Below are 22,899 nucleotides of genomic sequence, written 5' to 3' on the forward strand. Positions count from 1 at the left end.
GATGGTGTACGTTATGCTTATTATAAAATGTATTGATTTAAACTCATTTAAATTTGTTCAGCTTATCGCCAAAACGCTCGCCGAGCGTAATGCTCAGACCGGAATTATTGAGGGAAACGTTAGGATTATTCAGTTCCTCACGAGGTGCACGAGATGCACGTGGTGCTCTTTCTGCTTTAGGAGCAGCTTCAGGAGCTTCCTCAGTTTCTTTAATGCTCAGGCTAACACGTTTTTCGGAAGGATTCATTTCAAGAATTTTAACTTTCACTTCTTGTCCTTCTTCCAGAACTTCTTGTGGAGTTCCAATGTGTTTGTGGGAAATTTGGGAAATATGAACCAAACCTTCCACGCCAGGAGCGATTTCAACGAATGCGCCGAAGTTAACCAGACGTTTTACAACACCTGTTACGATGTCATTGTTGTTGAATTGTCCAGCAGCCGATTCCCAAGGACCAGGCTGTGCAGCTTTCATGCTCAGGCTGATTTTTCCTTTTTCAGGATCTACTTTCAAGACTTTCACTTTCACTTGATCTCCTTCAGAAACTGCATCAGAAGGCTTATCGACATGAGTCCAAGCAATTTCAGATACGTGAACCAGACCGTCCACGCCGCCAACATCTACGAAAGCACCGAACTGTGTAAGACGTTGAACCGTACCTACGATTTCTTGACCTTCTTTCAGCTCAGCCATTACTTTAAGCTTGTTGGCTTCGAATTCTGCTTCCAGAACGTCTTTTTGAGAAAGGATCACTTTGTTATTTTCACGATCCAGTTCTTTTACAACAACACGCAATGTGCGGCCTTTGTAATCACTGAAATCTTCAACGAAGTGACGTTCTACCATGGATGCAGGGATGAATCCGCGCAGACCTACGTCTACCACGATGCCACCTTTAACGACATCATTTACAACGACTTCAAATACTTCTTTGCTTTCGAACAGTTGCTCCAACTTTTCCCAAGCATTTTCACTGTCGATTGCACGTTTGGACAGAACAAGTTTTTCTTTGCCATCGTCGATGCTGATAATTCTAGCTTCAACCTCTTGGCCTACTTGTACTGCTTCTTCTGCGTTATCCAGACCAGAAGACAACTCGCGAATTGGAATAACTCCATCGTATTTATATCCAATGCTTACTACCGCTTGGTTATCTTCCAATTTCACGATTGTACCCTTAACGGTGTCACCTTTTTTCAGGGAGACGATTTGATCGAGCTCGTCTTGATTTGCCGCTTCAGCAGCTTCTTGATTTTTAATTTCTTCCGACATGTCAATACCCTCCTCAATTCAAAAAAAACCATTTATTTAAACCTGCGCATGGCAGAGTTCAAAACATAAATAAACTTTTGTTCTAGTTTTCCGAGCTTAGACACAATTCATGCAAGCCTTTCAGTTATTCGTAGGCTTACCCGTTTCCTTCATCGTGCGAATACGAGACATAATTGCTTCTGTTGCCAGTTCAAGCGGATCTCCTTCGATATCGGCACCCTTTTGGTAAGCGTCCAAATTGACAGGTTTACCGTATAACACTTTCGTTTTACGGAAAAGCTTGTAATCACCAATGATGGCGACCGGAACGGCAGCCGCTCCACTGCGTAGCGCAAAGCTTGCAGCACCCTTTTTACCGATTCCCCCAGCTCCTCTGGAGCCTTCGGGAAAGATCCCCATAACCTTACCGTCACGCAAAATGTTCAATGCCAGCTTAATGGATTCCTTACTTACACCACCGCGTTTGACTGGAAAAGCTCCCAGTTTCCCAATTAGCGGACCTAGTACAGGAACATTAAACAGCTCGGCTTTTGCCATAAAGTGAACCTTTCGCTTCAACAAAATACCGACTGTAGGAGGGTCAAGATTACTAATATGATTAGAACACAACAGTACTCCGCCCTCGGCAGGAACATTTTCCCTGCCTACCGCCTCAAGTCTAAACAGAACGCGGTAAATGAGACGCAAAATACTGGCGCATACAGTATATATCATTGGCTGATCTCTCCATCCTTCTCCGTTAAGCAATAAGATACGATCGTATCAACGACATCCTGAATGCCCATATGGGTCGTATCGAGCACGATGGCGTCCTCACTGCAACGAAGCGGGGATACCTCCCTCTCCTCGTCAAGCTTGTCACGTGCCGCAATGTCACGTTCTAGCTGCTCCAGAGTGATATCATCAGTTTCGCTCAGTTCTTTAAAACGGCGAGAGGCACGTTCCTGAACACTTGCGGTCATGAACACCTTGACTTCCGCATCGGGAAGTACAGTTGTTCCAATATCGCGACCATCCATAACGACACCCTTGCGTGCAGCCATTTCACGCTGGTTTTCAGTCAAACGTGTACGTAAACCAGCAATACTTGAATACTGAGACACGTTGCTAGTCACTTCCATCGAACGGATCACAGTGGTTACATCTTCCCCGTTACAATAAACCTTTTGGCCTGTGGGGTCCGGTACTAATTCAATCACCAGCTCAGGTACATGCTGAAGCACTTTTTGTACATTTTCTGCAGGAATTTCCTTACACATCATGTACCACGTTGCTGCTCGGTACATGGCGCCGGTATCTACATATACATAAGAAAGTGCTTTCGCCACCAGGCGGGCCACTGTACTTTTCCCTGCACCAGCAGGTCCATCAATGGCTACATTTATTTTGTTACTTGAAGATACATGTTGCCTTGCCAACAGGGAATTCCTCCTAACCTAACCTCAAGAAAAAAGCAGGCATTGCCTGCGACGTGAAAATTATACCACACATTTATAGGCGATGCAAAATAAGCGACAGGTTACTAAAAAAGAAAAATTTCGGATGATTAAGATTTTTCCCTGAATTCCAGCTGCCGTTCAAAACAATATTTAATCAGTTTTTGGCGCTCCTGATCAGCAATTTTCTCATATTTCAGCATAATGAGTCTGCGGCCGTTTTCCATCTGCTGAATACGTACAATTTCAGATTGGAACGGAACATGCTCTTGAGTTCCGTTTTTATAAGGGACCAAAATCCAGCAAGATAATGATTCTCCTTCTTCAAGATGATGAGCTCCCTGGGTCTGAAAAGAAACGCCTCCGCCTCCCACATCATGTGTCTCTGCTACAAATCTGGACTCGTTCTCACCATGCTTTACCGCAATTTCCAAGTTGGCCTTAACCCGAAGAAAGTTTCGGCGCTGAATTTTGCTGATGCTGTCTGGAGCAGGTTTGTGGATGCGAACCATCCGGAGGATATCCTCTTTAAAACCCGTAACGTGGGTATTGAAATAATTTTTAATCCCACCCTCGCTCATAAAAAATATAGACAGCTCTTCCCCTAGAAACAATTTTTTCAAGTGTCCACTTGTTTGTGACATAGGAATTTCAATTAGAAAGTTCTGTGACTCCTCTTCCGCAATACGAGACTTAAATTCAAAAATCTCGTCCTTATGGTCAGTACCAGCCACTTGTATGTATAACACATCATTAATTTTGGGAAACAAATGATCCACCATCCTTGTCCATTAAAAGCTCTAATTAAGGTATATAATACCACGACTTTATGCCTATATTAAGCATTATATTTGTTCGAGCTATGACTAAAGCACAAAAAACCTCCTTCATGAAGGAGGTTTAGAGTGACTATTGATTCATTTTCATGTAATCAACTACGCATTACTTGCAGTAACCTGAGGTTCATCTGAATCTTTAACCTCTTCAATCGTTTCTTCCATCCCTGTATTGGCGTTAATGTATATCCGGTAAACGGAACCATTGATTTTACCACCAAATTCATAACACAGAACTTCATTCGAAAGTTCATTTTCAATTAAGGCTTTACGGTGGTAAGTTTCACGAAACTCAGGATTCAATTTTGCTCGTGCTGCATTCAAATTCAATTTCGCTTGCGGAATGCGGCGGAGATGACTATGCTCATACACATAATCACTGGATTGAAAACCGATCACTTGTCCGTTATCAAGGCCTGATCTGACTGTGATTTTTTCTGGATAGATAATCACGTCCCCTTGTTGGCTCGCAAATGTAATGTTAGCTAAATTCCCGCTTTCATCATATGCAACTGGCTTCATTCCTTTGTAACCTTTTTGTTCAAGGTATTCACTAGCATAGCGAATCGCTTCATTACGTGTTGCTTTTTTAGGACCTACTGCCCTCATGTCATGATAAGAAATAAGCTTGCCGCCTTTTTTCGTGAAATCCATACTGGCCACGGGTTGCTTCTTATTTAGCAGGGTAGCTGTATAAGATGCCCATTCCGTTCCTTTACCGTTTTCGTTCACACGAATCTGACTTTCCGGTTTTCCTGTAAATTCAGCGGCATTTCGTTTAATTTGTTCTGCATTCACTGCCGGAAGACTCAATTTTTTCACAGAGCGTTTATCATAGATGCTGGCTACAGACGGTCCCCAATCCAGCTCCTTGTAGTTTTCCACCTTTTTGTCCACGGTTTTAAAGCCATCAATAATGGTATTGTCCTTCGGCCCAGTTTGAGAACCTGCCGCCATATCTACATCCATCCATCGCAAATTTTTGCTAAGGACCTTTTGCTGCACTTCCTGCATGTTTTTCGAAATTTCTTTGGAATTGTTATATAACGTTTTCAGGTTCGAAATTTCTTTCTCATTTAAAGGCTCGTGATCCAGATCACGAACAGCGGTCTGATACGAAAATGCAGATAGATGTGACAGCAAATCCTTGGCATGATTAAAAGGCATTACATTGAGAGGCAACTGATTAACCTCATTTTGGGCCTCACTTGCAATTCTCCACACGTTCATCAAACATTTGCGGTGCATCGAGTGTGAAGTGTTATGGACAGCAACCGCGTTACCGAGTTGAGAATGCAGCTGATCCATATGAAACGACAAATCGTGAAACGCACGCTGGTATTGATTTTCCGCTTTAATCGACATGTTATCTGCCTGAAGAGACACCTCTTTTCTCATCTGGCTTTGCTGATAACCCCACACAAATGCTCCTATCATCATCAGGGTAACCACCGGGAACAATACGGCACTAAGTCGCTTATACATATTGGGAGTCTCCTTTCTTCAAGTACACTACCGATAGTGTGACAAGAAGAAAGCTCTCTTATGCATGCTTTTCCATGACTTCAACAATAAACTCACAGTTATCGCAAATGCAGCGTTTAAAGCCGGTCTGAATCTGTCCTTGCTCTATGCGTCCTCTTAGCACAAAGCGTTCCCCGCATCTTTTACAATGAATTCTTACTTTTATGCGCAAAAAAAGACACCTCTTTCTCTAACAGGTTTGTCAGATCAGTGTGTCCCATTTCGTTACATATTAACCTTTTCTTCCCGCTTTAACAAGCGAAAAGGAGAACGGTTATTGGCTCGACTAATCTTCGCCATTCCCCCATACCATAGAAATGCCATCAGTGGAATGATAAACCAGATCCAGTCATGCGAAAATTTCGTCAAAATCAAATCGTATACTCCGTGCCAGAACCATGGAAGCACCAATGACAGCAACAACATGTATTTGCTCCTCAAGCCCTTTGAAAACTTGGCCTTCCCCATGTAGTAGCCCATCATTACGCCAAACATCGCATGACCGGATACCGGTAGCAATGATCGCATCAGCATCATGCTAATCGAAGCATGCCCCGCCCAGGCATATAACAGATTTTCAACCGTTGCAAATCCGAGTGAGACTGCGGCTGCATACAAAATACCATCATAAGGCTCGTCGAACTCGGTATGATTATAGATGATGTGATACAACAGAAACCATTTAAAAAACTCTTCCACTCCGGCTGAAATGCCGAATACCTGGATTAACGTGTGATCCCCTAGCCAAAGCAGCAGCCCGCGTTGAAAAATCATGACAGGAAGAACCACCAAAAAGCCGAGCAAAAACACTTTAATAACCATGTGCAGTGGCTCCGAATCATACCTGTCCTTCAAGTAAAAATACATCAATAAGGCGAGACCCGGCGCTGTGGCTGCCGCTAAAACCGAAAACAGAAGCACCGATCATCATCCCTCCATAAAAATGAGTCGGCCCTGCTTTCAGCGCAGAGCCGACAAATTCACTTCGATATCACTTTCAATAGAACGAATCAAGAACGGCTGTCAAAATGAGTGCAGATGACAGCAACTGCCTGTTCAGGAATGACCAGCTTGCCGTACTCTTCCAACATAGCTGGTGTAACGGATGAGCCTTCTCCAAATTCAGCAAGAACCGCGATTAAAGCCGCAAGCTTGGACTCCTCTACTTCTTCTGGTTCCAAATGCAGAATCCATTTTCCTCTATAATGATACAGCTTACCTGCTTCCGTAGTGTTGCTACGAAGCATATGAGCCGCTTCTATGAGAACTTCGAAATCGCTAAACGCGTAAACGATGGAATCGCTATGCTCCAGCGTGACTTCCATTTCGTAGACTTCTTCTGGAAGCTCCTCATCGGGACCCGAACCATACTGTTGATGGTCATATTTTCCCCGGGTGACGATAACAACCATTCCTTGAGCAGGAAGCGCAAAGACTTCGACAGCTAACGGTCCCGTGGCGTCGAAGCCCAGTTCACTGTATGCCTGATCCATCATTTCGGTAAACAGCTCATGAACTCTTGGAATTTCTTGCCACATATCGTCTTTTTGAATACCGCGTTCGCTCAAATCGTCAAAGGTAAGGAAAATCCGTATCTTGTCCTGACTTAATCTTTCTATTTTCATACTGGACCCTCCTCCTGGCAGCCGAGTGTTATTAACAGATTATGATGCAATTATGATGCCTGTGATGAAAATGGTTCTATGTAATCATGTTATCATTTTATAATCGTAAATGCACGCAATAAAAAGATAAAAAAAAGAATCATTTGAACGGCTTTTACAAAAAAGCCGCAAAATGATTCGGAATAAAGGTTTCTGGGTTACAATCCCGGTACGGCTGTATGAGTTTCTTTCAAAATTTGCTCGACCTCACGTTTAACATCGGGACTTGTGCTGATGAAGTCTTTAATCAACTTCATATTCTCTTCTTTGTTCTTGGCAGTATGGGCGTTATGAGCGGTTTTATCTGTTTGTAAATGATGGTCTTGATCCTTATGGGTGTCTTCTTTATTGAGCGTAATCTCGCCCATTCCGGGGAATGCCGCGTCCATCATTTTAGTACGGGCTTTCTGCACTAAATTGCCGCCTTTTTTTCCACCCATGTCCATAGATAAGCCCAACATGTTGCGGTTGCGGGAGATCAAAGAGCTTGCGACAGCGCCCAAGACGATTCCCAGGAAAAATGAAGATGTTTTCACAATTAGAACCTCCCTTTGTGGTAGAATCAAGCATAGTGTTCGTCAGTAGTGACAAACTCATACGGTATAAAATACAGGAAGGTGAGATGAAATAATGGGTACAAAAACAGCAGCCATTTTGTTCACTGCATGTCTGCTGCTTAGTGCTTGCACTGCAACCAAGCCGGAATCTGCGGCAACAAGCAACCAGCAGGATTCGGCAGCGTCTGACTCAAGTAACAGCGCCAAAGATCAGAGCAACGTCTCTTCCCCAAAAAGCAGCAGTAAGCAAGCAGGCAGTGATGATCATAACTCAGCGGGTAAAACCAATGCACAAAATGATAAAACCAGCGAAAGCAACGAAACAGGAGCTGCGACATCTGCAACATCTGCAACTACCAATAACAAAATGTATCACTTGGATAAAGCCTACAATGTAATCCCTAACCAACAAGGTACCGAAAAAAAAGTCGTGTTACTGACCTTTGATGATGGTCCTAAGGAAGCAGCCATGATTAACAAAATCATAGATGTACTGGACAAACACAAAGCGAAAGCAATTTTCTTCGTAAACGGTTACCGTGTAAAAGAGCATCCTGAGTTGCTCAAGCTTATCCATGACCGTGGGCAGCCCATCGGCAACCATAGCTGGGATCACATCGTGCTGAAGAATAAATCTGAGCCCGAGGTCAAAAAACAGATTGAAACAGTACAAAAAGCTGTTAAGGACATTACAGGGCAAGCCCCTGTATTCTTCCGTCCCCCTCATGGTGCAGGCGGAGACGTAGGTCGCAAGGTCGCTAAGGAAAACGGTCTCCTATACATGACATGGTCCGTCGGTTCTCTGGACTGGACAATGAAAAAGAATCAGCCTAATAAAACGGAGGCACTCCTCAAAAACGTAACAGAACAACTCCATCCAGGCAGCAATATTTTGATGCATGAACTGCCATGGACAGCTGAGGCTCTGGACAGTCTATTGACACGCCTTGAGCAAAAGGGTTATCAATTTGTCGATCCGCAAGGCATTGAGGTTCCTGCCAGCTAATAGACACTTGCGTATACTCCGGATTAACTATAGATGATGCAATAAAGGCCTCCATTCTCCGCTATTCATGCGGAGATGGAGGCCTTTACCGTATCATTACGCGCCTTGACCTAAGCACAGACGTCCATAATAACTTTATATTACCAAAGCATTTCACTGATGGGTGGTGCACCCTTGATGCCCCACCACAGTAACGCTGCAGTAATCAGCACAAAAAGAGTGCTCAAAAAATTTAAAAACCACTTGCTTACCCGAATACGGCGGGACGGAAACATTTCCGCCCGCGTTCGGTACTCACTGGCAGGAGTGTCATCCTCCATCGTCACAGCAACTTCTGGTGCAGCGGCAACGTGAGCCAATTCTGGCACGGGCCGTGAAGCACGGGAGCGAACTGGTTTAGATTTTGACCTGTCCTCCTCCTTGCCTTTGCGACCATTTCGACGGCTACCATAGGTCTGCACTCTGCTAAGTTCCTGATTCATTCTTCATACCTCCGAAAACGTAACGCTAAACCAGATATAAGGTCAATCACAAAATGACAAATGATCGGTGCCCACAGACTACCGGTCTGCACATATATGTAGCCCAATCCATAACTGCTAAGAAAAACCCAGCCAGTGGGAATCCAATGCCGTAAATATCGGATATGAATCACCGCAAACAAAATGCTTGTCCAATAAGGACCAAAGCTGTACTGAATCGCACCTCTGAACAAGAGTTCCTCACAGATGGAGACGATAGCTGCTATACAAATAATATGCCAAACCGGACGATTTTGAAACAGCATTTGGTTAATACCACCGTCATCCATAGCATCCTCAGGCATAATCCGGGATAGCAACAGATCCACAAGTAACATAGCGGCGGCCAAGCCCAATCCCCACCATAAGACGTGCAGAGTGTTCGGCAATGCAAATAGTTCTAACACATTTCTTTTCTGAAAAATAATCCAGATTGCGCCAATCAGCAGGGTCAGCCCCTGAGTTAGATACAAATTGTAAAGCAGCAAGCGGTCATTCAATTCATGAATTTGCGCTCTTTTCCATTTCACTTTAAGCTTTTTCATAGTTAGTTAGTCCTCTGCATAGTCTTCTTTAGCATCATAGCCAAAAAGTCGGACGGATTCAAGAAGACTTAAATCTTAATTTTCCGCATTCTGTAGCTATATATCTAGCCGGCTATCCACACATGTCGCATGTCCTATTGACATGCCCATGTAAGCCATGATACATTATGAAAAAATTATTAGCGACAACAACAATGATGGAGAAAAGGTATTGATTTCGTCCTCAGAGAACCGGTGCTTGGGTGGAAGCCGGTGACGAAGTAACTACTTTCAGCGCTCCTGAGTTATTGCACCGAGGTCTGGGGAATATTTCCCGGCATTAGATGCAATCGGCAGAAAACCGTTATCCTTTCGGTCATTTTATGACCGCTGAAGGCAGTCCATTGCGAAATGGCTGCGAATTAGGGTGGTACCACGATAACTCTCGTCCCTTACTATGGAGATAGTATGTGATTCGGGAGTTTTTTTGATGCCCGAAAACCGCAAAGTGTCTCCGCATAAGACTTTTGGTCGTTAGTTTGGTGCATAATGCTATTCCATCCCTTTTCTGCGTCAATGCGTTATCACACTAGTATTTCACACCGCTCTCCTGTACTTTTAGAAGCATTTCAAGTTTTTTCATGTTCTTTATGGAATGTATTTCAGTTTGAAGTACATCCTGTCCATAAAAGAAGTTAACTTTGAGGAGGAAACCAAATGTTTAAAGTGTTAGTATCCGATCCGATCAGTGACCTGGGCATCCAGCAACTGATGGATGCAGACGATGTCACAGTGGACAAGAACACAGGTCTCAGCGAGGATGAATTGGTTCAAATTATTGGTGACTATGACGCGTTACTCGTTCGAAGCCAGACTCGGGTAACCGAACGCATCATGACGGCAGGTAAGAACCTCAAGGTTGTAGGGCGAGCTGGGGTCGGAGTGGACAACATCGACCTTGAAGCAGCAACACAGCGCGGGATTATCGTTATTAACGCTCCTGACGGCAACACGATTACGACATGTGAGCACACTTTTGCGATGATGATGGCTCTAGCACGTCATATTCCACAGGCGTATGCCAAAACCATTGGCGGTACATGGGATCGTAAAACATTCCTCGGTGTCGAACTGCGTAACAAAACACTTGGAGTCCTCGGCATGGGACGTATCGGCAGTGAGGTGGCTAAACGTGCCAAAGCATTTGGCATGAGCATCCTCGGCTATGATCCATTTCTAACGGAAGAACGCGCTGAGAAGCTGGGCATTAAGCTGGCGAGCGTGGACGAAATTATCCGCAACGCAGATTTTATGACCGTACACACACCATTAACACCAGAAACGAAACATATGATTGCTCGTCCACAGTTTGAAGTGATGAAAAAAGGAATGCGCATCATCAACTGTGCCCGGGGCGGAGTTATCGATGAAATGGCTCTTGTTGAAGCCATTGATGAAGGTATCGTTGCCGGTGCAGCCTTTGACGTATTCGAATCAGAGCCGCCAGCACAGGATCACCCATTCCTGAGTCATCCGAAAATTATAGTCACACCACATCTGGGTGCCTCAACTGTCGAAGCTCAGGAGAATGTAGCTATCGATGTGTCCGAGCAAGTGCTGCATATTTTGCGTGATGAGCCTTTTAAAAATGCGGTCAACATGCCTCCAGTACCATCCAACGTCATGACGCAATTGCAGCCATATTTCTCGCTTGGAGAGAAGCTGGGCAGCTTTGCCGCTCAGATCACGAATCAGGCTGTACGTGAAATTCAGGTAGATTACGCTGGTGATTTGTCCTCTGTGGATACACAGCCGCTGACACGTTATATTTTGAAAGGTGTACTTAGCCGTCATCTGGGCAGCGATGTGAACATTGTAAACTCTGTACATCTGGCCAAAACACGTGACATCCATCTTGTCGTGTCTCAGGCGCCCGCCACCAAGGGATTTACCAACCTGATTACCGTTACACTCAAAACCCAGAGCGGCGAAGAGCAACGTGTATCTGGCACCCTGCTGGCAGGCTATGGCGAACGTATTGTTCGGTTGAACCAGTTCCCAGTAGATGTGGCACCAGAAGCTCATTTCCTGCTCATCTCCCACAATGATAAACCAGGCATTATCGGTCGTGTCGGCACCTTGCTTGGGGAGAACGGCGTCAATATCGCTTCCATGCAAGTAGGGCGTAAAATTGTCGGCGGAGAAGCCATCATGATCTTGACCGTCGATAAAGCCGTGCCTAAAGATGTGCTGGTTCAACTCGTTGGTTTGCCAGAACTAAATACTGCCCAAGAAGTAGTGCTAGATTAGTTCCAGACAGTATTGAGAAGTCCAAGGTTTATAATAAAGAGAGGCGCCTGGCTACCCAGGCGTCTTTTTCTTATACCGTTATCTATCATGAGAGCAATTATCTTGAAACAGGATGTTCCACGTTGAACAAGATAAATGTTGATTTTTCAACAAAAAGCACCCTCTTCCGAGGATGCCTGCAAACCGGGGTATATCAGTTGGGGCTTATAAGCCTGTTACAGACCCAGCTTTGTTTTGTTGGAGATCGGCAGCAAAATAGTAAATTCCGTCCCTTCCCCCAATGCGCTGGCAGCAGAGACAGAGCCTCCGTGAGCCTCTACAATATTCTTGACAATAGCAAGCCCCAAACCAGTCCCTTTATCCTCACCACGTACTCTGGCCTTATCTGCCTTGTAGAAGCGGTCGAAAATATAAGGTAGATCCTCGCTGGCAATGCCTACACCTTCATCCTTAATCCGAATACGGATTAACTCGTGCCGTTCTCCCAAAATTCGATCCGCCGCAATAGTAACCTTTTTCCCGCCGGGTGTATGTCTGAATGCATTATCCAGCAAATTGGTCAATACCTGCTCCAGTCGGTCTTCATCTGCCTCAGGCAGCAGCAAACGTTGGCCTTGCTCATGGTAATCGAGTGTCAGTCCCTGTTCCTTCGAACGTACCGTAAATTTACGATGAACACGCTCGATCAGCTCATTCACATCCACTTCCTGTCGGTGCATGTCTGTATGACCAGCCTCCATTCGGGCCAGATCAAGCAGATCTTTGACTAATCTTCCCATGCGTAATGATTCATCATGGATGACCTGTACCAGCTCCTCGGATTCTTCAGGTGAACCCGCCATACCATCCAGCAACGCCTCGCTGTAGCCCTGCATCATAGATAAAGGTGTACGGATTTCATGAGAGACGTTGGCCACAAAATCACTCCGCATCTTCTCAAGCTTCACTTCTTCCGTAATATCTCTAAGCACAGCTACTGCACCGCGGATTGCATTATCCGTATACAGAGGCGCCATCTGCACCGACCAGGAGCCCTTCTTGACATGGATATAGTCTCCGACATCCTCTCCCCTGTCCATAACGGTATGGAACAGAGACTGCAAAGGCTCAGGTACAGAAGCTCCAAACTCCTCCAGATCACGCTCCTGCCACTCCAGCTTTTTCCAGATATCCAACAGACTTTGTGCCGGCGGATTCGTCAAGATGATTTGTCCGCTTCTGTCGAAGGTGATTACTGCATCAGACATGCTTCGCAGTACACTGGATAAATGGTTTTTTTCCTCATTCAGACTGCGGATCGTTGCTTCCAGTTCCGTAGACATATGATTAAAAGTTTTCGCCAGTTCTCCAATTTCATCACTGGTCACCAGCGAAAGCCGAGTATCATACCTTCCCTCACGAATCGCATTCGCCGCCTGAATCAACAGCTGCATAGGCTGTGTGATTTTAGTAAAAAGGAATAGGGCAAAAAAGGTCGTCAATAAAAATCCGACAATGCATGTATAGGTGAACAAATGCTTGATTTCCGTCGATTCATACGCCGCAAAATTTCTGTTGATGTACGGCAATAAAAAAAGCCCTAGAAAAATAAGCACAGAGCCTACAAGACAAATGATGGTGATCCACAGCTTGCCCACCAGCGATCTCCAGAAGTTCACGTTATTTTGGAACCTCCAGCTTATAACCTACGCCCCACACGGTCGTAATCATAGCCGCTGCCTCTGGCGATACCTTATTCAGCTTTTCACGAAGCCGTTTCACATGCGTATCCACAGTGCGCAGATCACCAAAAAATTCGTAATTCCAAACGTCTTTCAGCAGTTCTTCGCGCGAGAAGACTTTATCTGGTGACACCGCCAAATAATGCAACAGCTCGTACTCTTTAGGCGTGAGACTGATTTCAATTCCACCCGCAGTTACCCGGTGCGCATCATGCTCAATGATAAGATTCGGAAAAACAATACTATTGCTTGGTACCGCCTCTTTCGTTAAAAAGGCAGTTTCCGACGAACGGCGTAAAATCGCCTTCACCCGGTAAATGACTTCTCGCGGGCTAAAGGGCTTAACCACATAATCATCGGCTCCGACTTCAAAGCCTTGTACACGGTTCACTTCCTCGCCTTTGGCAGTCAGCATAATCACAGGTGTAGCTTTGGTCTGACGCAGCCGTGTACATACCTCAATTCCATCCATCCCCGGAAGCATTACATCGAGCAAAATAATGCTGTAATCGCTTGCAGTCGCTTTTTGGAGGGCAATCTCACCATCCTCAGCTTCGTCAATTACATATCCTTCTTTTTCCAGATACATCCGCAGAAGGCGGCGAATGCGTTCTTCATCGTCTACAATTAATATGCGGTTGCTTTGTTCTGACATATTCCCAGCCCCTTCGCTAAAAAAAGCATTCTCTCTATTTTACTATTTTCCTGTGCTTGGTCAAACTTTACTCTCATCCAACAGTCTCTTTACACCAAAAAGGCCGGGGTTATGACCCCCGTCCTGTCCGTTTCTTTTTCGTGTTGTCTGATTTGGCAAGTTGAATGAGACGGTTGATTTCGTCCTTAGTTAGGGGTCTGGTCAGACCGCGCTTCAAGTTTTGTAGCAAAAGATCTCCGAAGGCAATCCGCTTGAGTCTGATGACTGGGTGTGAAATGGCCTCAAACATCCGTCTTACCTGGCGATTTCTGCCTTCATAAATGGTAATCTGGATCACAGACTCCTTACCATTCGGATCTACATCTTTATATTCTACCTCGGCTGGTGCAGTAATGCCATCTTCCAGCACGATTCCTTTTTTCAGCTTGTCCAGCTCAGTACCATGCGGAACGCCTTTGACTGTTGCCACATATGTCTTGGGCACATGATGCTTGGGATGGGTGAGCAGATTGGCGAACTCGCCATCATTGGTAAGCAACAGCAGCCCTTCGGTGTCGTAATCGAGACGTCCTACCGGATATACGCGTTCCTTAACGCCTTTCAGATAGTCTGACACGATTTTACGGCCTTCCGGATCGGAAGCACTCGTAATAACTCCTTTAGGTTTGTTCATCATCAGATAGATTTTTTTCTCGGTTTTGATCGGGCGTCCCTTTACCGTAATCATATCTTGATCAGGGTCTGCCTTCGTTCCCAGTTCAGTTACGACAACCCCGTTCACTTCCACGCTGCCCGCCTGAATAAGCTCCTCACATTTACGTCTGGAAGCTACACCAGCTTGGGCCAATATTTTCTGCAATCTTTCCATGTTCGCTAATTCACCTCATGCTAATGATACCCATCCATGAGCAAAATCACAACCCCCGTTCAAAAAACGATACAGAAATTAAAATATAAGCAGGCAAATCGCAATGGCTGCCACAAAACCAACCACATCTGAAAATAGTCCTACCTTCAAAGCATACCGTCCATTGCGGATACCTACCGCACCAAAATATACAGTTAGCACATACAGCGTCGTGTCTGTGCTGCCCTGAATCGTTGAAGCGATCCGACCGATCATGGAATCCGGGCCATAGGTGCGAATTAGATCCGTCGTAAACGCAAGTGAACCAGTGCCCGTCAATGGACGAAGCAAGCCTAAAGGCAATACCTCACCGGGGACGCCCCAGTGCTTAATCCATGGCGTTACCCAGGAGATCAAATAGTCCAAAGCGCCGGATGCTCGAAAAATGCTAATCGCCACCATCATGCCTACGAGATGAGGAATAATGCTGATGGCGGTAGAAAAGCCGTCTTTAGCTCCATCCACAAAAGAATCGTAGACAGGTACCTTTTTGGCATATGCATATAAAGGAATAAAAGCGAGAATAACCGGGATAGCCCAAGTTGATACGAGGTTAATAAAATAAAGCATGCCTCCCTCATCCTTTCCAAGTGGTGTCCCTGCCCTTGGCAGCCTTGATTCCCGTTCGCGGAACGGCAGGTGAAGATACGGACGACGTTGTTGAAGAGGCAGCAGATGTTGATGCTGGTGAGGTGAGTGGCGCCAAGGATGTCTGGAACGGCGGAATCGCTGGAGGACGGCGGCGCAATTCTCGACTACGGTACCAACGGTCCGCCGCAATTGCGGCAAAGGTGGCTATTGCGGTCGCTACCAGTGTTGTACCAACGATTTCTGCCGGATGTGCGGAATGAAAATTAAGCCGTATCGCGATCAACGTCGTAGGAATAAGCGTAATACTGGCTGTATTCAGGGCGAGCAGCGTACACATGGCTGGTGTGGCGGTTTGCTTATCTGGATTGAGCGTCTGCAACTCTTGCATCGCCTTGATTCCCATCGGTGTGGCTGCATTCCCCAGACCCAGCAGATTGGCGCTCATATTGGACAAAATGTAACCCATAGCGGGATGATTACGCGGAACATCAGGGAAGAGAAAGGCAACCAAAGGAGAAAGCAGCTTGGATATTTTCTGTAAGAGCCCGCCATCTTCAGCCAGCCTCATCATGCCCATCCAAAATACCAGCACACTTATCAGTCCAAAGCACACTGTAACCCCCGTAGTTGCCCCGTCAAAAGCCGCTTTCGTCACCACCTCAATATTTCCCTGCGCGGCAGCAAATACAAATCCAATACAAATCAAAGCCACCCATATGAGATGAATCATGGCTGATTCCTCCTTTACCCAATGATGTGACACGTGCAGCTCTATTTCCTGCTTGCCCTAGGCTCCAAACAAATTTTTAAGAATTTCGTTCCATCTGCTCGTCCAACCTCGTTGCTGAGTATTGTTCGCAGGATCTTGTGCAGTTGGAGCCTCCTGCTGTGGCCGTACGGTACTTTGAGCAGGCAGCTTACTCCCTTTTTCATACACAGGAACGGAACCAATAAGTTCACCATCCAATAGGAATTCGACCCGTCCTCGTAAGCCAAAAGATATGTCCGCTCTGTCTACAGAGGCGGAATTTTTATACAACACTAGTCTTTTGTGCAACTGGGTCTTCTCACTATCATGTAAAGGATATGCAAAGCTTGTACCTGTTAATAGTGGGTAACCATCGATAGGTTGCTGCTTGTCCGTAATCGGAATGAGCGGATAATATCGAAATCCGTAATCAAGCATACGGGCATGATCGTTCCAATCGTCCCCGTCATTCAAGGTAACAGCAGCGAGCTGGCGACCGTCCCGTGTGGCCGAACTGACCAGACAGCGAAACGCTTTTTTGGTAAAGCCTGTTTTCACCCCGTCAGCTCCCTCATACAGCCGCAGCATTTTGTTTTTGTTGTGCCATGAGTAGTCCCAAGAATCGTTGGGATTCGGTGCTTTTTTCAGTTCTGTTTTTACGATACGGGCAAAAGTTGGATTATGCAGCGCATAAGCAGTAAGCCGGGCCATATCATTGGCTGAGGAATAATGTCCCTCGGCATCCAGCCCGTGCGGATTAGCAAAATGTGTATGGCTTAGCCCAAGCTGAACCGCCTTGTCATTCATCAAATGGACAAATCCCTCTTCTGTCCCCCCCACATGCTCAGCAATGGCAGAAGCGGCATCATTACCAGAACGGAGCATTAAGCCGTACAGCATATTTTCCAGCGACATTTGTTCACCCATTTGCAGAAAAAGCGAGGAACCTTCTTTGGCATACGCCGTTGGACTCACCTTTACCCGGTCCTGCAAGCGTCCATGTTCAATGGCCACGATCGCAGTCATAATTTTGGTCAGGCTGGCAATACGTAGCTCCCGGTCACCCTCGGTAGAATAAATGATTCTTCCTGATGTGACATCAATTAAAGAAGCAGCCTGTGCATGGGTTCCTAATGAGGGCGGTGCTGCTTCTGTTTTTATCGCTCCCCGAACGGGCTGCGGACTTAGCAACGTAAGCGGCAATGACAAAATAAGCAGAAGTACCAGCGGCAAAACAAATGCGCGTGCCTTATTCAAGAAATGGCTGTGGTCCGCGTGGATGTGTTGCTTTTTTTTAAACATTTGGATTCCTCCGGTTTTGAGCAAGTCTTGTACCATTCTATGTCCAAGCTGTTCAAAGTATGTCCACCTTTATAACAGAAAATTCCTTTACAGGACAGCCATTAGCTGCTCTTTTTTCGCTTTCTTTCTACACAAACTAAGCAACATCCCTCCCTGAATACATATATATTAGTTACTAAACGTTAAATATGGATCGAGGGGTTATAACATGCAGCGACTACAGTTTGAAATGATTTTAAGATCGCGGATTGTAGAGTCCGCAGAAGCATTACACCGTAGTGGTGTATCCTTTGCCACGTTTTCTACCGCACGTTGCAACCAGCAATTTTGGGATTTAACGGAAAAAGGTGGCTTTCAGATCAAAGCAGGTGTCACACCGGCACAGGGGATCAGAGATATCTTTTTAAACGGACATCAATACGCTTTTGAATGTGCAACAGCTATGGTTATTGTGCTGTACAAAGGAGTGCTGGATTCCATTTTGGAAAGTGAGTTTAATCGGATTTTTGCAGATATGCTGCTGTATGACTGGCACTATGACAGCGACCTCAGGCTCATACAGCAGGAAGGAAGTCATAAAGCGGCTCCTGGCGATATTCTGTATTTCAACAATCCGGATGTGTCGTCTGAAACATTGGAATGGAAAGGAGAAAATGTCGTTAAGCTGAAGGAAGACTTGTTTTATGGACATGGGATTGGCATCTTGCCGGCGAAGGGTATTATCGATTCCCTGAATCAACATCGTCGACCGGAAGCCACGGTATCTGCTTATTTGACGGATGAAGTGATCTATCCGGACTTCATCTACCTATCCCAGTTTGCTGCCGAAGGAAATCGAAAAAATGAAATCTCGCTGCATACTTTGTATCAACAGGAATACAGTCACCATATACATACTGTCATTGGGAGAAGGCAGTATATTCGGGGATAGGGCCAAGTACAAGCAGAAAAGAAGGTATTCCTTAGCCTATACTCGGCTTTGGGATACCTTCCTGAGAGAACGCTTTTAATTTCAATAACTTTTACAAGTAAGCCGGGCCAGAATTACTGTGATCCGTAGCAACATCTACAGGTACCTGTGGGGGTGGAGTCTGCAAGTTGCCGCCTGCGTTCTGGAAGATAGACTGAACCTTATCAATCAGGTATGGCGTGGAGTCAATGAGCTTCTCAATCAGATGCGTTTGATTGTCCAATGGAACGATTTGTGCCCCCTGTTTGCCAACAACCAGAAAAGCAATGGGATGAATAGATACACCACCACCGCTACCGCCTCCAAAAGGATGCCCTTCCTTCCCGCTATGATTACCCGACGCCGAGGAAGTATGAAGTGCCTCTTCGTCTACGTTAAAATCACTTCCTCCGGCAGCGAAACCAAATCCTACCTTACTGATTGGCAAAATAACGGAACCATCGGGTGTTTCCACTGCGTCTCCTACAATCGTATTCACATCTACCATGGCTTTGATGTTTTCCATTGCGGTTTGCATGAGCCCTTGAATCGGGTGATCTGACATGATTTATTCCTCCTCTGCTTATCTCAAGCGTAGACTGCCTTTTCTTTCGCTATTGTGCGCAGGGGTTCAAGGAAATATGTATGTCATTCGATAGTTCAGAAAGGATTGAGTCTCACCTCACTCCACTGTTTAACTTTCACTGGTAGCTTGAGGATCCTCAGTTTTTTTGGAAAAAACCCGTTTCCACGCCTCCGGTCCACCCGGAACGCGCCATATGCGGTAAGCTAACATGAGCATAGAGAAAATCAAATAACCAAGCGACATATTTGCTTCACAGGTCAAGGTGGTAGTAAAACGCAAGCGATCCACCCAATAGGGCACGACAAACAGCTTCGGGATACAGTCCACACGTACAAAGCTGGTAGCAAAACCGATCAAGGTCGTTTTCAATCCCCATAAAATACCGGTTGAGGTAGCTGTATAAGCCGCATCAGCAAGACTTATATTGGTAGACCATTCCATTTTGGACAACGTCACATGCGCCAAGGTATGTCGCAACCATCGATGTAAGGATTTCGTTCCCTTGAGCAAAACCCGTATATCATGTATAAATTGCTTTATTTTTTCTGTATCAATATTTCCGCTATCTACGGAAGCATCCGTTTTATGTATGTTTTTATTGCGGTCAAGCCGATAGAGAAGCCCTTTTTTTAAACCTGTTATGAGAATGGCCGGAATATCGTAATTCATTTTAATCATCCCGTATAGAAATCTGATCTCTAGATGCGCCCGATCATCATTGTCATGTTTGGCAATATCCAGCTTCAATCGAATACGAGAGAGCAGAATAGCCAGCACAAGTAATATAACGACGATGATGGCGATACTGATCCATTTCCACACTGGCGAGTCCTCCCTACCTTTTTGCTATAGATATCATGGCAAAAATAGTATGACCGTTCGCCGGAAAATCATGCATCTTAAAATACCAACAGCCAGCCCCCAACTACGTGAGGACTGGCTGAATGTTTGAGCTTTTACATAAGTGAGCCGCAAGATCCGGAGCAACTTTATTGGGATTCAAGATCCAAATCGTTGGCCGCAGGCTGGCTGTTCTCCAGACGCTCGAACAATAATTGAGTCTCTTCCTCCAAATTGTCCGAATCCTCGAACAGCTCCGGTTGCGGTAGATCTGCCAAAGAGCCCAGACCGAAATAATCCAAAAATGATTTCGTCGTTCCGTACAATATTGGCCGTCCGATGGCTTCAGCTCGACCTTTCTCTTCAATGAGCTCCTTGTTGACCAGTGTATGTATGGCCCGCTCGGATTTGACACCCCGAATCTCTTCGATTTCAACTCTTGTAATGGGCTGGCGGTAGGCAACAATGGCCAGCGTCTCCAAAGCAGCTTGAGACAGTGAGGCACGTGCCGGAGAGTATGCGAGCTTTTCAAAGTAAGGTGCATGTTCGGATAAAGTTGCAAGCTGATAATGACCGGCAATACGGACAAGTTGCAAGCCCCTTCCCCCCTGCTCCATGTCCTGCTTCATATCTTCCAGGCACTGTTCAACCAGCTCTTGCTGCTGCTCTACAATGTCGGCGATCTGCTTGGTGGACAACCCTTCCTCTCCTGCGAGAAACAGCAGTCCCTCAATAATTGATTTCAGCTTCAGATAATCCATTAACCCGTAAATCCCCTCTCCACTCCATTACAATATCATCGAAAAGCTTCTCCTGATAACAGAAAATTTGTTTCATTTTCATCAGTTCAAGGATAGCCAAAAAGGTCACAACCACCTCATGCCGATACATATCCTCATGCATCAGCTTGGAGAACAGCAGCCGTCCTCCGTTCCCCAGCATCTCTAACGCCCCGATAACTTGCCGGATACGGTCCTTGACTGAAATTTCGTCTCGATGAACACGGGTTACCGTCGTACGTCGTTCTGCTTTGCGCAAAGCACGCTGAAAGGCCGCGACCAAATCGCTTGCATGCAGCCCATGCACCGGATTTGCGGGTTCAGTGGGCAGGAATGCGCTTAGATCTTCTGGCTCCTTGCCATAAATTAGACTCCGCTCCCACTCACGTTCACTTAGATGGCGAGCAATCCCTTTATATTTACGATACTCCACCAGCTTGCGGACCAGTTCCTCACGTGGATCATAATCCTCTTCCTCATAAAAATCCAAATCGTCATATTCCATCACAGGTGGCTTGGGAAGCAACAATTTACTCTTAATAGATAAGAGCGTCGCCGCCATCACCAGAAACTCGCTCGTAATGTCCAGTTCCAGCTCCTGCATACTGTGCAAAAAAGCCATATACTGATCAGTAATATCGCTAATCGGGATATCCTGAATGTCGATCTCGGCTTTATCAATCAGATGCAACAGTAGATCCAGCGGACCCTCGAATGTTTCCAGCTTGTAGTTTACGACTGTCAATGTGCTTCCCCCTGCCTTACTCCAATCATCATTCAACAATACCTTTCCCTATAGCACTTATGCTCTACGTTATCAATCCCTCTTTCTGTAGTATATACGTCATCGCCTTGCTTAACAATCCAATCCCTTTTCACCTTGCAGTTTATACCGTTCTATTCAGCTATTCCTATAATTAAAATTGCTTGCCGAGATTGGCCATTTCAATCGCAGCCAATGCAGAATCCCAACCTTTATTACCAGCCTTCGTACCTGCTCGTTCAATAGCCTGTTCAATGTTTTCTGTCGTCACTACCCCAAAAATAACAGGCACTCCCGTTTTCAGGCTGCTTGCTGCCACACCCTTGGCCACTTCATTGCAGACGATATCATAATGTGAAGTAGAACCACGGATGACCGTACCCAGCGTAATTACGGCATCATATTTGCCGCTTGCAGCCATTTTTTGTGCAATCAGTGAAATTTCAAATGCACCCGGAACCCAGGCTACATCAATTTCATCTTCCTGCGCACCATGTCGTTGAAGGGCGTCAATTGCGCCGCTTAACAGCTTGCTCGTAATAAACTCATTAAATCTACCCACCACAATACCATATTTTAAACCGTTCGATACGAGATTACCTTCTAGAAAACGTGCCATGTTTAATCAACCTCTCATAGTTTAATTATTTAGGGACTTCGGATAATACTTCAGATTTACTTGGAACCGAGATGTATTTTTACAATGACAAACGACGACGGTAGTCCACCAAATGCTGAATACTGATCAGTTTCAATTGATGTCGCTTGGCGACCACTGCCAGATCAGGCAGGCGGGCCATTGAGCCATCTTCCTTTATAATTTCGCAAATGACCCCAGCAGGCTTGAAGCCACTGAGTCGGGCCAGATCAACAGCCGCTTCAGTGTGACCAGCACGCTGCAAGACACCACCATCGCGAGCAATCAGCGGGAACATGTGACCAGGCTTGCGGAAATCACTTCCTGTGACTGCTTCGTCTGCCAAGGCGCGTACAGTCAAGGAGCGCTCGGCCGCTGAAATACCCGTTGTTGTCTCCATATGATCTACCGATACCGTAAAGGCAGTACCGTGGAAATCTGTATTTTGCTCTACCATAGGATGCAATTCCAAAGCTTCGGCTCTTTGTCGTGTGATTGGCACACAGACCAACCCACGACCTTCTGTAATCATGAAATTAATGACCTCAGGCGACGCTTTTTCAGCCAAAGCGATAAAATCGCCTTCATTTTCGCGCTGTTCATCATCCACTACAATAACGACTTTACCGTTTTTTAAATCCTCCAACGCTTCTTCGATGGAATCCAAACGAATCTCTTCGTCATGTTCCAACTCGCCATGCTCCATGACGTTTGCCATTGCACTTGTTTGGCTACCTCTATCCATAACACTTTCCTCCTTATGTCTTGTGCCA

25 protein-coding genes and 1 other annotated feature are annotated in these 22,899 nt (G+C 45.6%); of the genes, 3 read left to right on the forward strand and 22 right to left on the reverse strand.

Annotation, left to right across the window (positions count from 1 at the left end; genetic code table 11):
* Positions 1–43: 43 nt before the first annotated feature.
* From rpsA to MKX30_RS03400, 8 genes are all read right to left on the reverse strand, one after another.
* Positions 44–1,270 (reverse strand): 30S ribosomal protein S1, encoded by a 1,227-nt coding sequence (gene rpsA, locus MKX30_RS03365; protein WP_013371699.1) that lies wholly within the window; start codon positions 1,268–1,270, stop codon positions 44–46.
* A 120-nt stretch (positions 1,271–1,390) separates the two neighbouring features.
* Complete coding sequence (locus tag MKX30_RS03370; protein WP_013310746.1) at positions 1,391–1,984, reverse strand: lysophospholipid acyltransferase family protein; 594 nt, start codon at positions 1,982–1,984, stop codon at positions 1,391–1,393.
* Positions 1,981–2,688 (reverse strand): (d)CMP kinase, encoded by a 708-nt coding sequence (gene cmk, locus MKX30_RS03375; RefSeq protein WP_023989187.1) that lies wholly within the window; start codon positions 2,686–2,688, stop codon positions 1,981–1,983. The genes MKX30_RS03370 and cmk overlap by 4 nt, the downstream gene beginning before the upstream one ends.
* Before the next feature lie 128 nt (positions 2,689–2,816).
* Positions 2,817–3,476 carry a flagellar brake protein gene (locus MKX30_RS03380; RefSeq protein ID WP_023989188.1) on the reverse strand — a complete coding sequence of 220 codons (660 nt, stop codon included), beginning with the start codon at positions 3,474–3,476 and terminating at the stop codon, positions 2,817–2,819.
* A gap of 165 nt (positions 3,477–3,641) precedes the next feature.
* Positions 3,642–5,027 carry a germination protein YpeB gene (ypeB, locus tag MKX30_RS03385; RefSeq protein WP_023989189.1) on the reverse strand — a complete coding sequence of 462 codons (1,386 nt, stop codon included), beginning with the start codon at positions 5,025–5,027 and terminating at the stop codon, positions 3,642–3,644.
* Positions 5,028–5,291: 264 nt separating this feature from the next.
* Positions 5,292–5,987 carry a glutamic-type intramembrane protease PrsW gene (prsW, locus tag MKX30_RS03390; protein WP_023989190.1) on the reverse strand — a complete coding sequence of 232 codons (696 nt, stop codon included), beginning with the start codon at positions 5,985–5,987 and terminating at the stop codon, positions 5,292–5,294.
* Between the two features lie 89 nt (positions 5,988–6,076).
* The gene (locus MKX30_RS03395) at positions 6,077–6,691 is read right to left on the reverse strand and encodes a genetic competence negative regulator (RefSeq protein ID WP_013310751.1); all 615 of its coding nucleotides are present in this window, start codon (positions 6,689–6,691) and stop codon (positions 6,077–6,079) included.
* A gap of 197 nt (positions 6,692–6,888) precedes the next feature.
* Positions 6,889–7,266: a hypothetical protein gene (locus MKX30_RS03400; RefSeq protein ID WP_023989191.1), complete on the reverse strand. Its 378-nt coding sequence runs from the start codon at positions 7,264–7,266 to the stop codon at positions 6,889–6,891.
* A 94-nt stretch (positions 7,267–7,360) separates the two neighbouring features.
* On the opposite strand from MKX30_RS03400, the gene MKX30_RS03405 reads away from it, so the two are divergent.
* Positions 7,361–8,293, forward strand: a complete 933-nt coding sequence (locus tag MKX30_RS03405) for a polysaccharide deacetylase family protein (RefSeq protein WP_264453632.1) — start codon at positions 7,361–7,363, stop codon at positions 8,291–8,293.
* Positions 8,294–8,433: 140 nt separating this feature from the next.
* Here MKX30_RS03405 and MKX30_RS03410 read toward each other — a convergent pair whose 3' ends face one another.
* Both MKX30_RS03410 and MKX30_RS03415 read right to left on the reverse strand, forming a co-directional pair.
* Positions 8,434–8,775 carry a hypothetical protein gene (locus MKX30_RS03410; RefSeq protein ID WP_025723058.1) on the reverse strand — a complete coding sequence of 114 codons (342 nt, stop codon included), beginning with the start codon at positions 8,773–8,775 and terminating at the stop codon, positions 8,434–8,436.
* A complete protein-coding gene (locus MKX30_RS03415) occupies positions 8,772–9,359 on the reverse strand; it encodes a type II CAAX endopeptidase family protein (RefSeq protein ID WP_025723057.1) in 588 nt (195 codons plus the stop codon). The genes MKX30_RS03410 and MKX30_RS03415 overlap by 4 nt, the downstream gene beginning before the upstream one ends.
* A 185-nt stretch (positions 9,360–9,544) precedes the next feature.
* Positions 9,545–9,794 (forward strand) — a binding site (T-box leader).
* Positions 9,795–10,055: 261 nt separating this feature from the next.
* On the opposite strand from MKX30_RS03415, the gene serA reads away from it, so the two are divergent.
* Positions 10,056–11,648, forward strand: coding sequence for a phosphoglycerate dehydrogenase (gene serA, locus MKX30_RS03420; RefSeq protein WP_028540623.1), 1,593 nt, complete (start codon positions 10,056–10,058; stop codon positions 11,646–11,648).
* A 215-nt stretch (positions 11,649–11,863) separates the two neighbouring features.
* On the opposite strand, the gene MKX30_RS03425 is transcribed toward serA, so the two are convergent.
* The 6 genes from MKX30_RS03425 to MKX30_RS03450 all read right to left on the reverse strand — a co-directional run bounded on the left by MKX30_RS03425 (position 11,864) and on the right by MKX30_RS03450 (position 17,572).
* Entirely contained in the window at positions 11,864–13,306 is a 1,443-nt protein-coding gene (locus MKX30_RS03425) for an ATP-binding protein (protein ID WP_023989196.1), read from the reverse strand.
* A 1-nt stretch (position 13,307) separates the two neighbouring features.
* Positions 13,308–14,024, reverse strand: a complete 717-nt coding sequence (locus MKX30_RS03430) for a response regulator transcription factor (protein ID WP_013310758.1) — start codon at positions 14,022–14,024, stop codon at positions 13,308–13,310.
* A gap of 109 nt (positions 14,025–14,133) precedes the next feature.
* Complete coding sequence (locus tag MKX30_RS03435; RefSeq protein WP_023989197.1) at positions 14,134–14,892, reverse strand: pseudouridine synthase; 759 nt, start codon at positions 14,890–14,892, stop codon at positions 14,134–14,136.
* Between the two features lie 78 nt (positions 14,893–14,970).
* Complete coding sequence (locus tag MKX30_RS03440; RefSeq protein ID WP_023989198.1) at positions 14,971–15,501, reverse strand: spore maturation protein; 531 nt, start codon at positions 15,499–15,501, stop codon at positions 14,971–14,973.
* A gap of 7 nt (positions 15,502–15,508) precedes the next feature.
* Complete coding sequence (locus MKX30_RS03445; protein WP_341062445.1) at positions 15,509–16,252, reverse strand: nucleoside recognition domain-containing protein; 744 nt, start codon at positions 16,250–16,252, stop codon at positions 15,509–15,511.
* Positions 16,253–16,309: 57 nt separating this feature from the next.
* Positions 16,310–17,572: a D-alanyl-D-alanine carboxypeptidase family protein gene (locus tag MKX30_RS03450; RefSeq protein WP_341062446.1), complete on the reverse strand. Its 1,263-nt coding sequence runs from the start codon at positions 17,570–17,572 to the stop codon at positions 16,310–16,312.
* A 208-nt stretch (positions 17,573–17,780) separates the two neighbouring features.
* On the opposite strand from MKX30_RS03450, the gene MKX30_RS03455 reads away from it, so the two are divergent.
* Complete coding sequence (locus MKX30_RS03455; RefSeq protein ID WP_023989201.1) at positions 17,781–18,503, forward strand: protein-glutamine gamma-glutamyltransferase; 723 nt, start codon at positions 17,781–17,783, stop codon at positions 18,501–18,503.
* A 91-nt stretch (positions 18,504–18,594) separates the two neighbouring features.
* On the opposite strand, the gene ytfJ is transcribed toward MKX30_RS03455, so the two are convergent.
* The 6 genes from ytfJ to ribB form a co-directional block, all read right to left on the reverse strand.
* Positions 18,595–19,086, reverse strand: a complete 492-nt coding sequence (ytfJ, locus tag MKX30_RS03460) for a GerW family sporulation protein (RefSeq protein ID WP_023989202.1) — start codon at positions 19,084–19,086, stop codon at positions 18,595–18,597.
* Between the two features lie 129 nt (positions 19,087–19,215).
* The gene (locus MKX30_RS03465; RefSeq protein WP_069079978.1) at positions 19,216–19,929 is read right to left on the reverse strand and encodes a DUF2953 domain-containing protein; all 714 of its coding nucleotides are present in this window, start codon (positions 19,927–19,929) and stop codon (positions 19,216–19,218) included.
* Between the two features lie 167 nt (positions 19,930–20,096).
* Positions 20,097–20,708, reverse strand: coding sequence for an SMC-Scp complex subunit ScpB (scpB, locus tag MKX30_RS03470; RefSeq protein ID WP_069079979.1), 612 nt, complete (start codon positions 20,706–20,708; stop codon positions 20,097–20,099).
* Complete coding sequence (locus tag MKX30_RS03475; RefSeq protein WP_034095057.1) at positions 20,677–21,471, reverse strand: segregation and condensation protein A; 795 nt, start codon at positions 21,469–21,471, stop codon at positions 20,677–20,679. The genes scpB and MKX30_RS03475 overlap by 32 nt, the downstream gene beginning before the upstream one ends.
* 172 nt (positions 21,472–21,643) lie before the next feature.
* Positions 21,644–22,108 carry a 6,7-dimethyl-8-ribityllumazine synthase gene (gene ribH, locus MKX30_RS03480; protein ID WP_023989205.1) on the reverse strand — a complete coding sequence of 155 codons (465 nt, stop codon included), beginning with the start codon at positions 22,106–22,108 and terminating at the stop codon, positions 21,644–21,646.
* Between the two features lie 79 nt (positions 22,109–22,187).
* Positions 22,188–22,871 (reverse strand): 3,4-dihydroxy-2-butanone-4-phosphate synthase, encoded by a 684-nt coding sequence (gene ribB / locus MKX30_RS03485; RefSeq protein ID WP_081819194.1) that lies wholly within the window; start codon positions 22,869–22,871, stop codon positions 22,188–22,190.
* Between the last annotated feature and the right edge of the window lie 28 nt (positions 22,872–22,899).

The sequence above is a fragment of the Paenibacillus sp. FSL P2-0173 genome, from assembly GCF_038008045.1.
In the GTDB taxonomy this organism is placed as follows: Bacteria; Bacillota; Bacilli; order Paenibacillales; family Paenibacillaceae; genus Paenibacillus; species Paenibacillus polymyxa_B.

Excerpts from the sequence above, each read along its gene's own strand:
- rpsA (WP_013371699.1), bottom strand. The coding sequence starts at position 1,270 with ATGTCGGAAGAAATTAAAAATCAAGAAGCTGCTGAAGCGGCAAATCAA.
- MKX30_RS03370 (WP_013310746.1), bottom strand. The coding sequence starts at position 1,984 with ATGATATATACTGTATGCGCCAGTATTTTGCGTCTCATTTACCGCGTT.
- ypeB (WP_023989189.1), bottom strand. The coding sequence starts at position 5,027 with ATGTATAAGCGACTTAGTGCCGTATTGTTCCCGGTGGTTACCCTGATG.
- MKX30_RS03395 (WP_013310751.1), bottom strand. The coding sequence starts at position 6,691 with ATGAAAATAGAAAGATTAAGTCAGGACAAGATACGGATTTTCCTTACC.
- MKX30_RS03405 (WP_264453632.1), top strand. The coding sequence starts at position 7,361 with ATGGGTACAAAAACAGCAGCCATTTTGTTCACTGCATGTCTGCTGCTT.
- MKX30_RS03410 (WP_025723058.1), bottom strand. The coding sequence starts at position 8,775 with ATGAATCAGGAACTTAGCAGAGTGCAGACCTATGGTAGCCGTCGAAAT.
- MKX30_RS03415 (WP_025723057.1), bottom strand. The coding sequence starts at position 9,359 with ATGAAAAAGCTTAAAGTGAAATGGAAAAGAGCGCAAATTCATGAATTG.
- serA (WP_028540623.1), top strand. The coding sequence starts at position 10,056 with ATGTTTAAAGTGTTAGTATCCGATCCGATCAGTGACCTGGGCATCCAG.
- MKX30_RS03430 (WP_013310758.1), bottom strand. The coding sequence starts at position 14,024 with ATGTCAGAACAAAGCAACCGCATATTAATTGTAGACGATGAAGAACGC.
- MKX30_RS03435 (WP_023989197.1), bottom strand. The coding sequence starts at position 14,892 with ATGGAAAGATTGCAGAAAATATTGGCCCAAGCTGGTGTAGCTTCCAGA.
- MKX30_RS03440 (WP_023989198.1), bottom strand. The coding sequence starts at position 15,501 with ATGCTTTATTTTATTAACCTCGTATCAACTTGGGCTATCCCGGTTATT.
- MKX30_RS03445 (WP_341062445.1), bottom strand. The coding sequence starts at position 16,252 with ATGATTCATCTCATATGGGTGGCTTTGATTTGTATTGGATTTGTATTT.
- MKX30_RS03450 (WP_341062446.1), bottom strand. The coding sequence starts at position 17,572 with ATGTTTAAAAAAAAGCAACACATCCACGCGGACCACAGCCATTTCTTG.
- MKX30_RS03455 (WP_023989201.1), top strand. The coding sequence starts at position 17,781 with ATGCAGCGACTACAGTTTGAAATGATTTTAAGATCGCGGATTGTAGAG.
- ytfJ (WP_023989202.1), bottom strand. The coding sequence starts at position 19,086 with ATGTCAGATCACCCGATTCAAGGGCTCATGCAAACCGCAATGGAAAAC.
- scpB (WP_069079979.1), bottom strand. The coding sequence starts at position 20,708 with ATGGATTATCTGAAGCTGAAATCAATTATTGAGGGACTGCTGTTTCTC.
- ribH (WP_023989205.1), bottom strand. The coding sequence starts at position 22,108 with ATGGCACGTTTTCTAGAAGGTAATCTCGTATCGAACGGTTTAAAATAT.
- ribB (WP_081819194.1), bottom strand. The coding sequence starts at position 22,871 with ATGGATAGAGGTAGCCAAACAAGTGCAATGGCAAACGTCATGGAGCAT.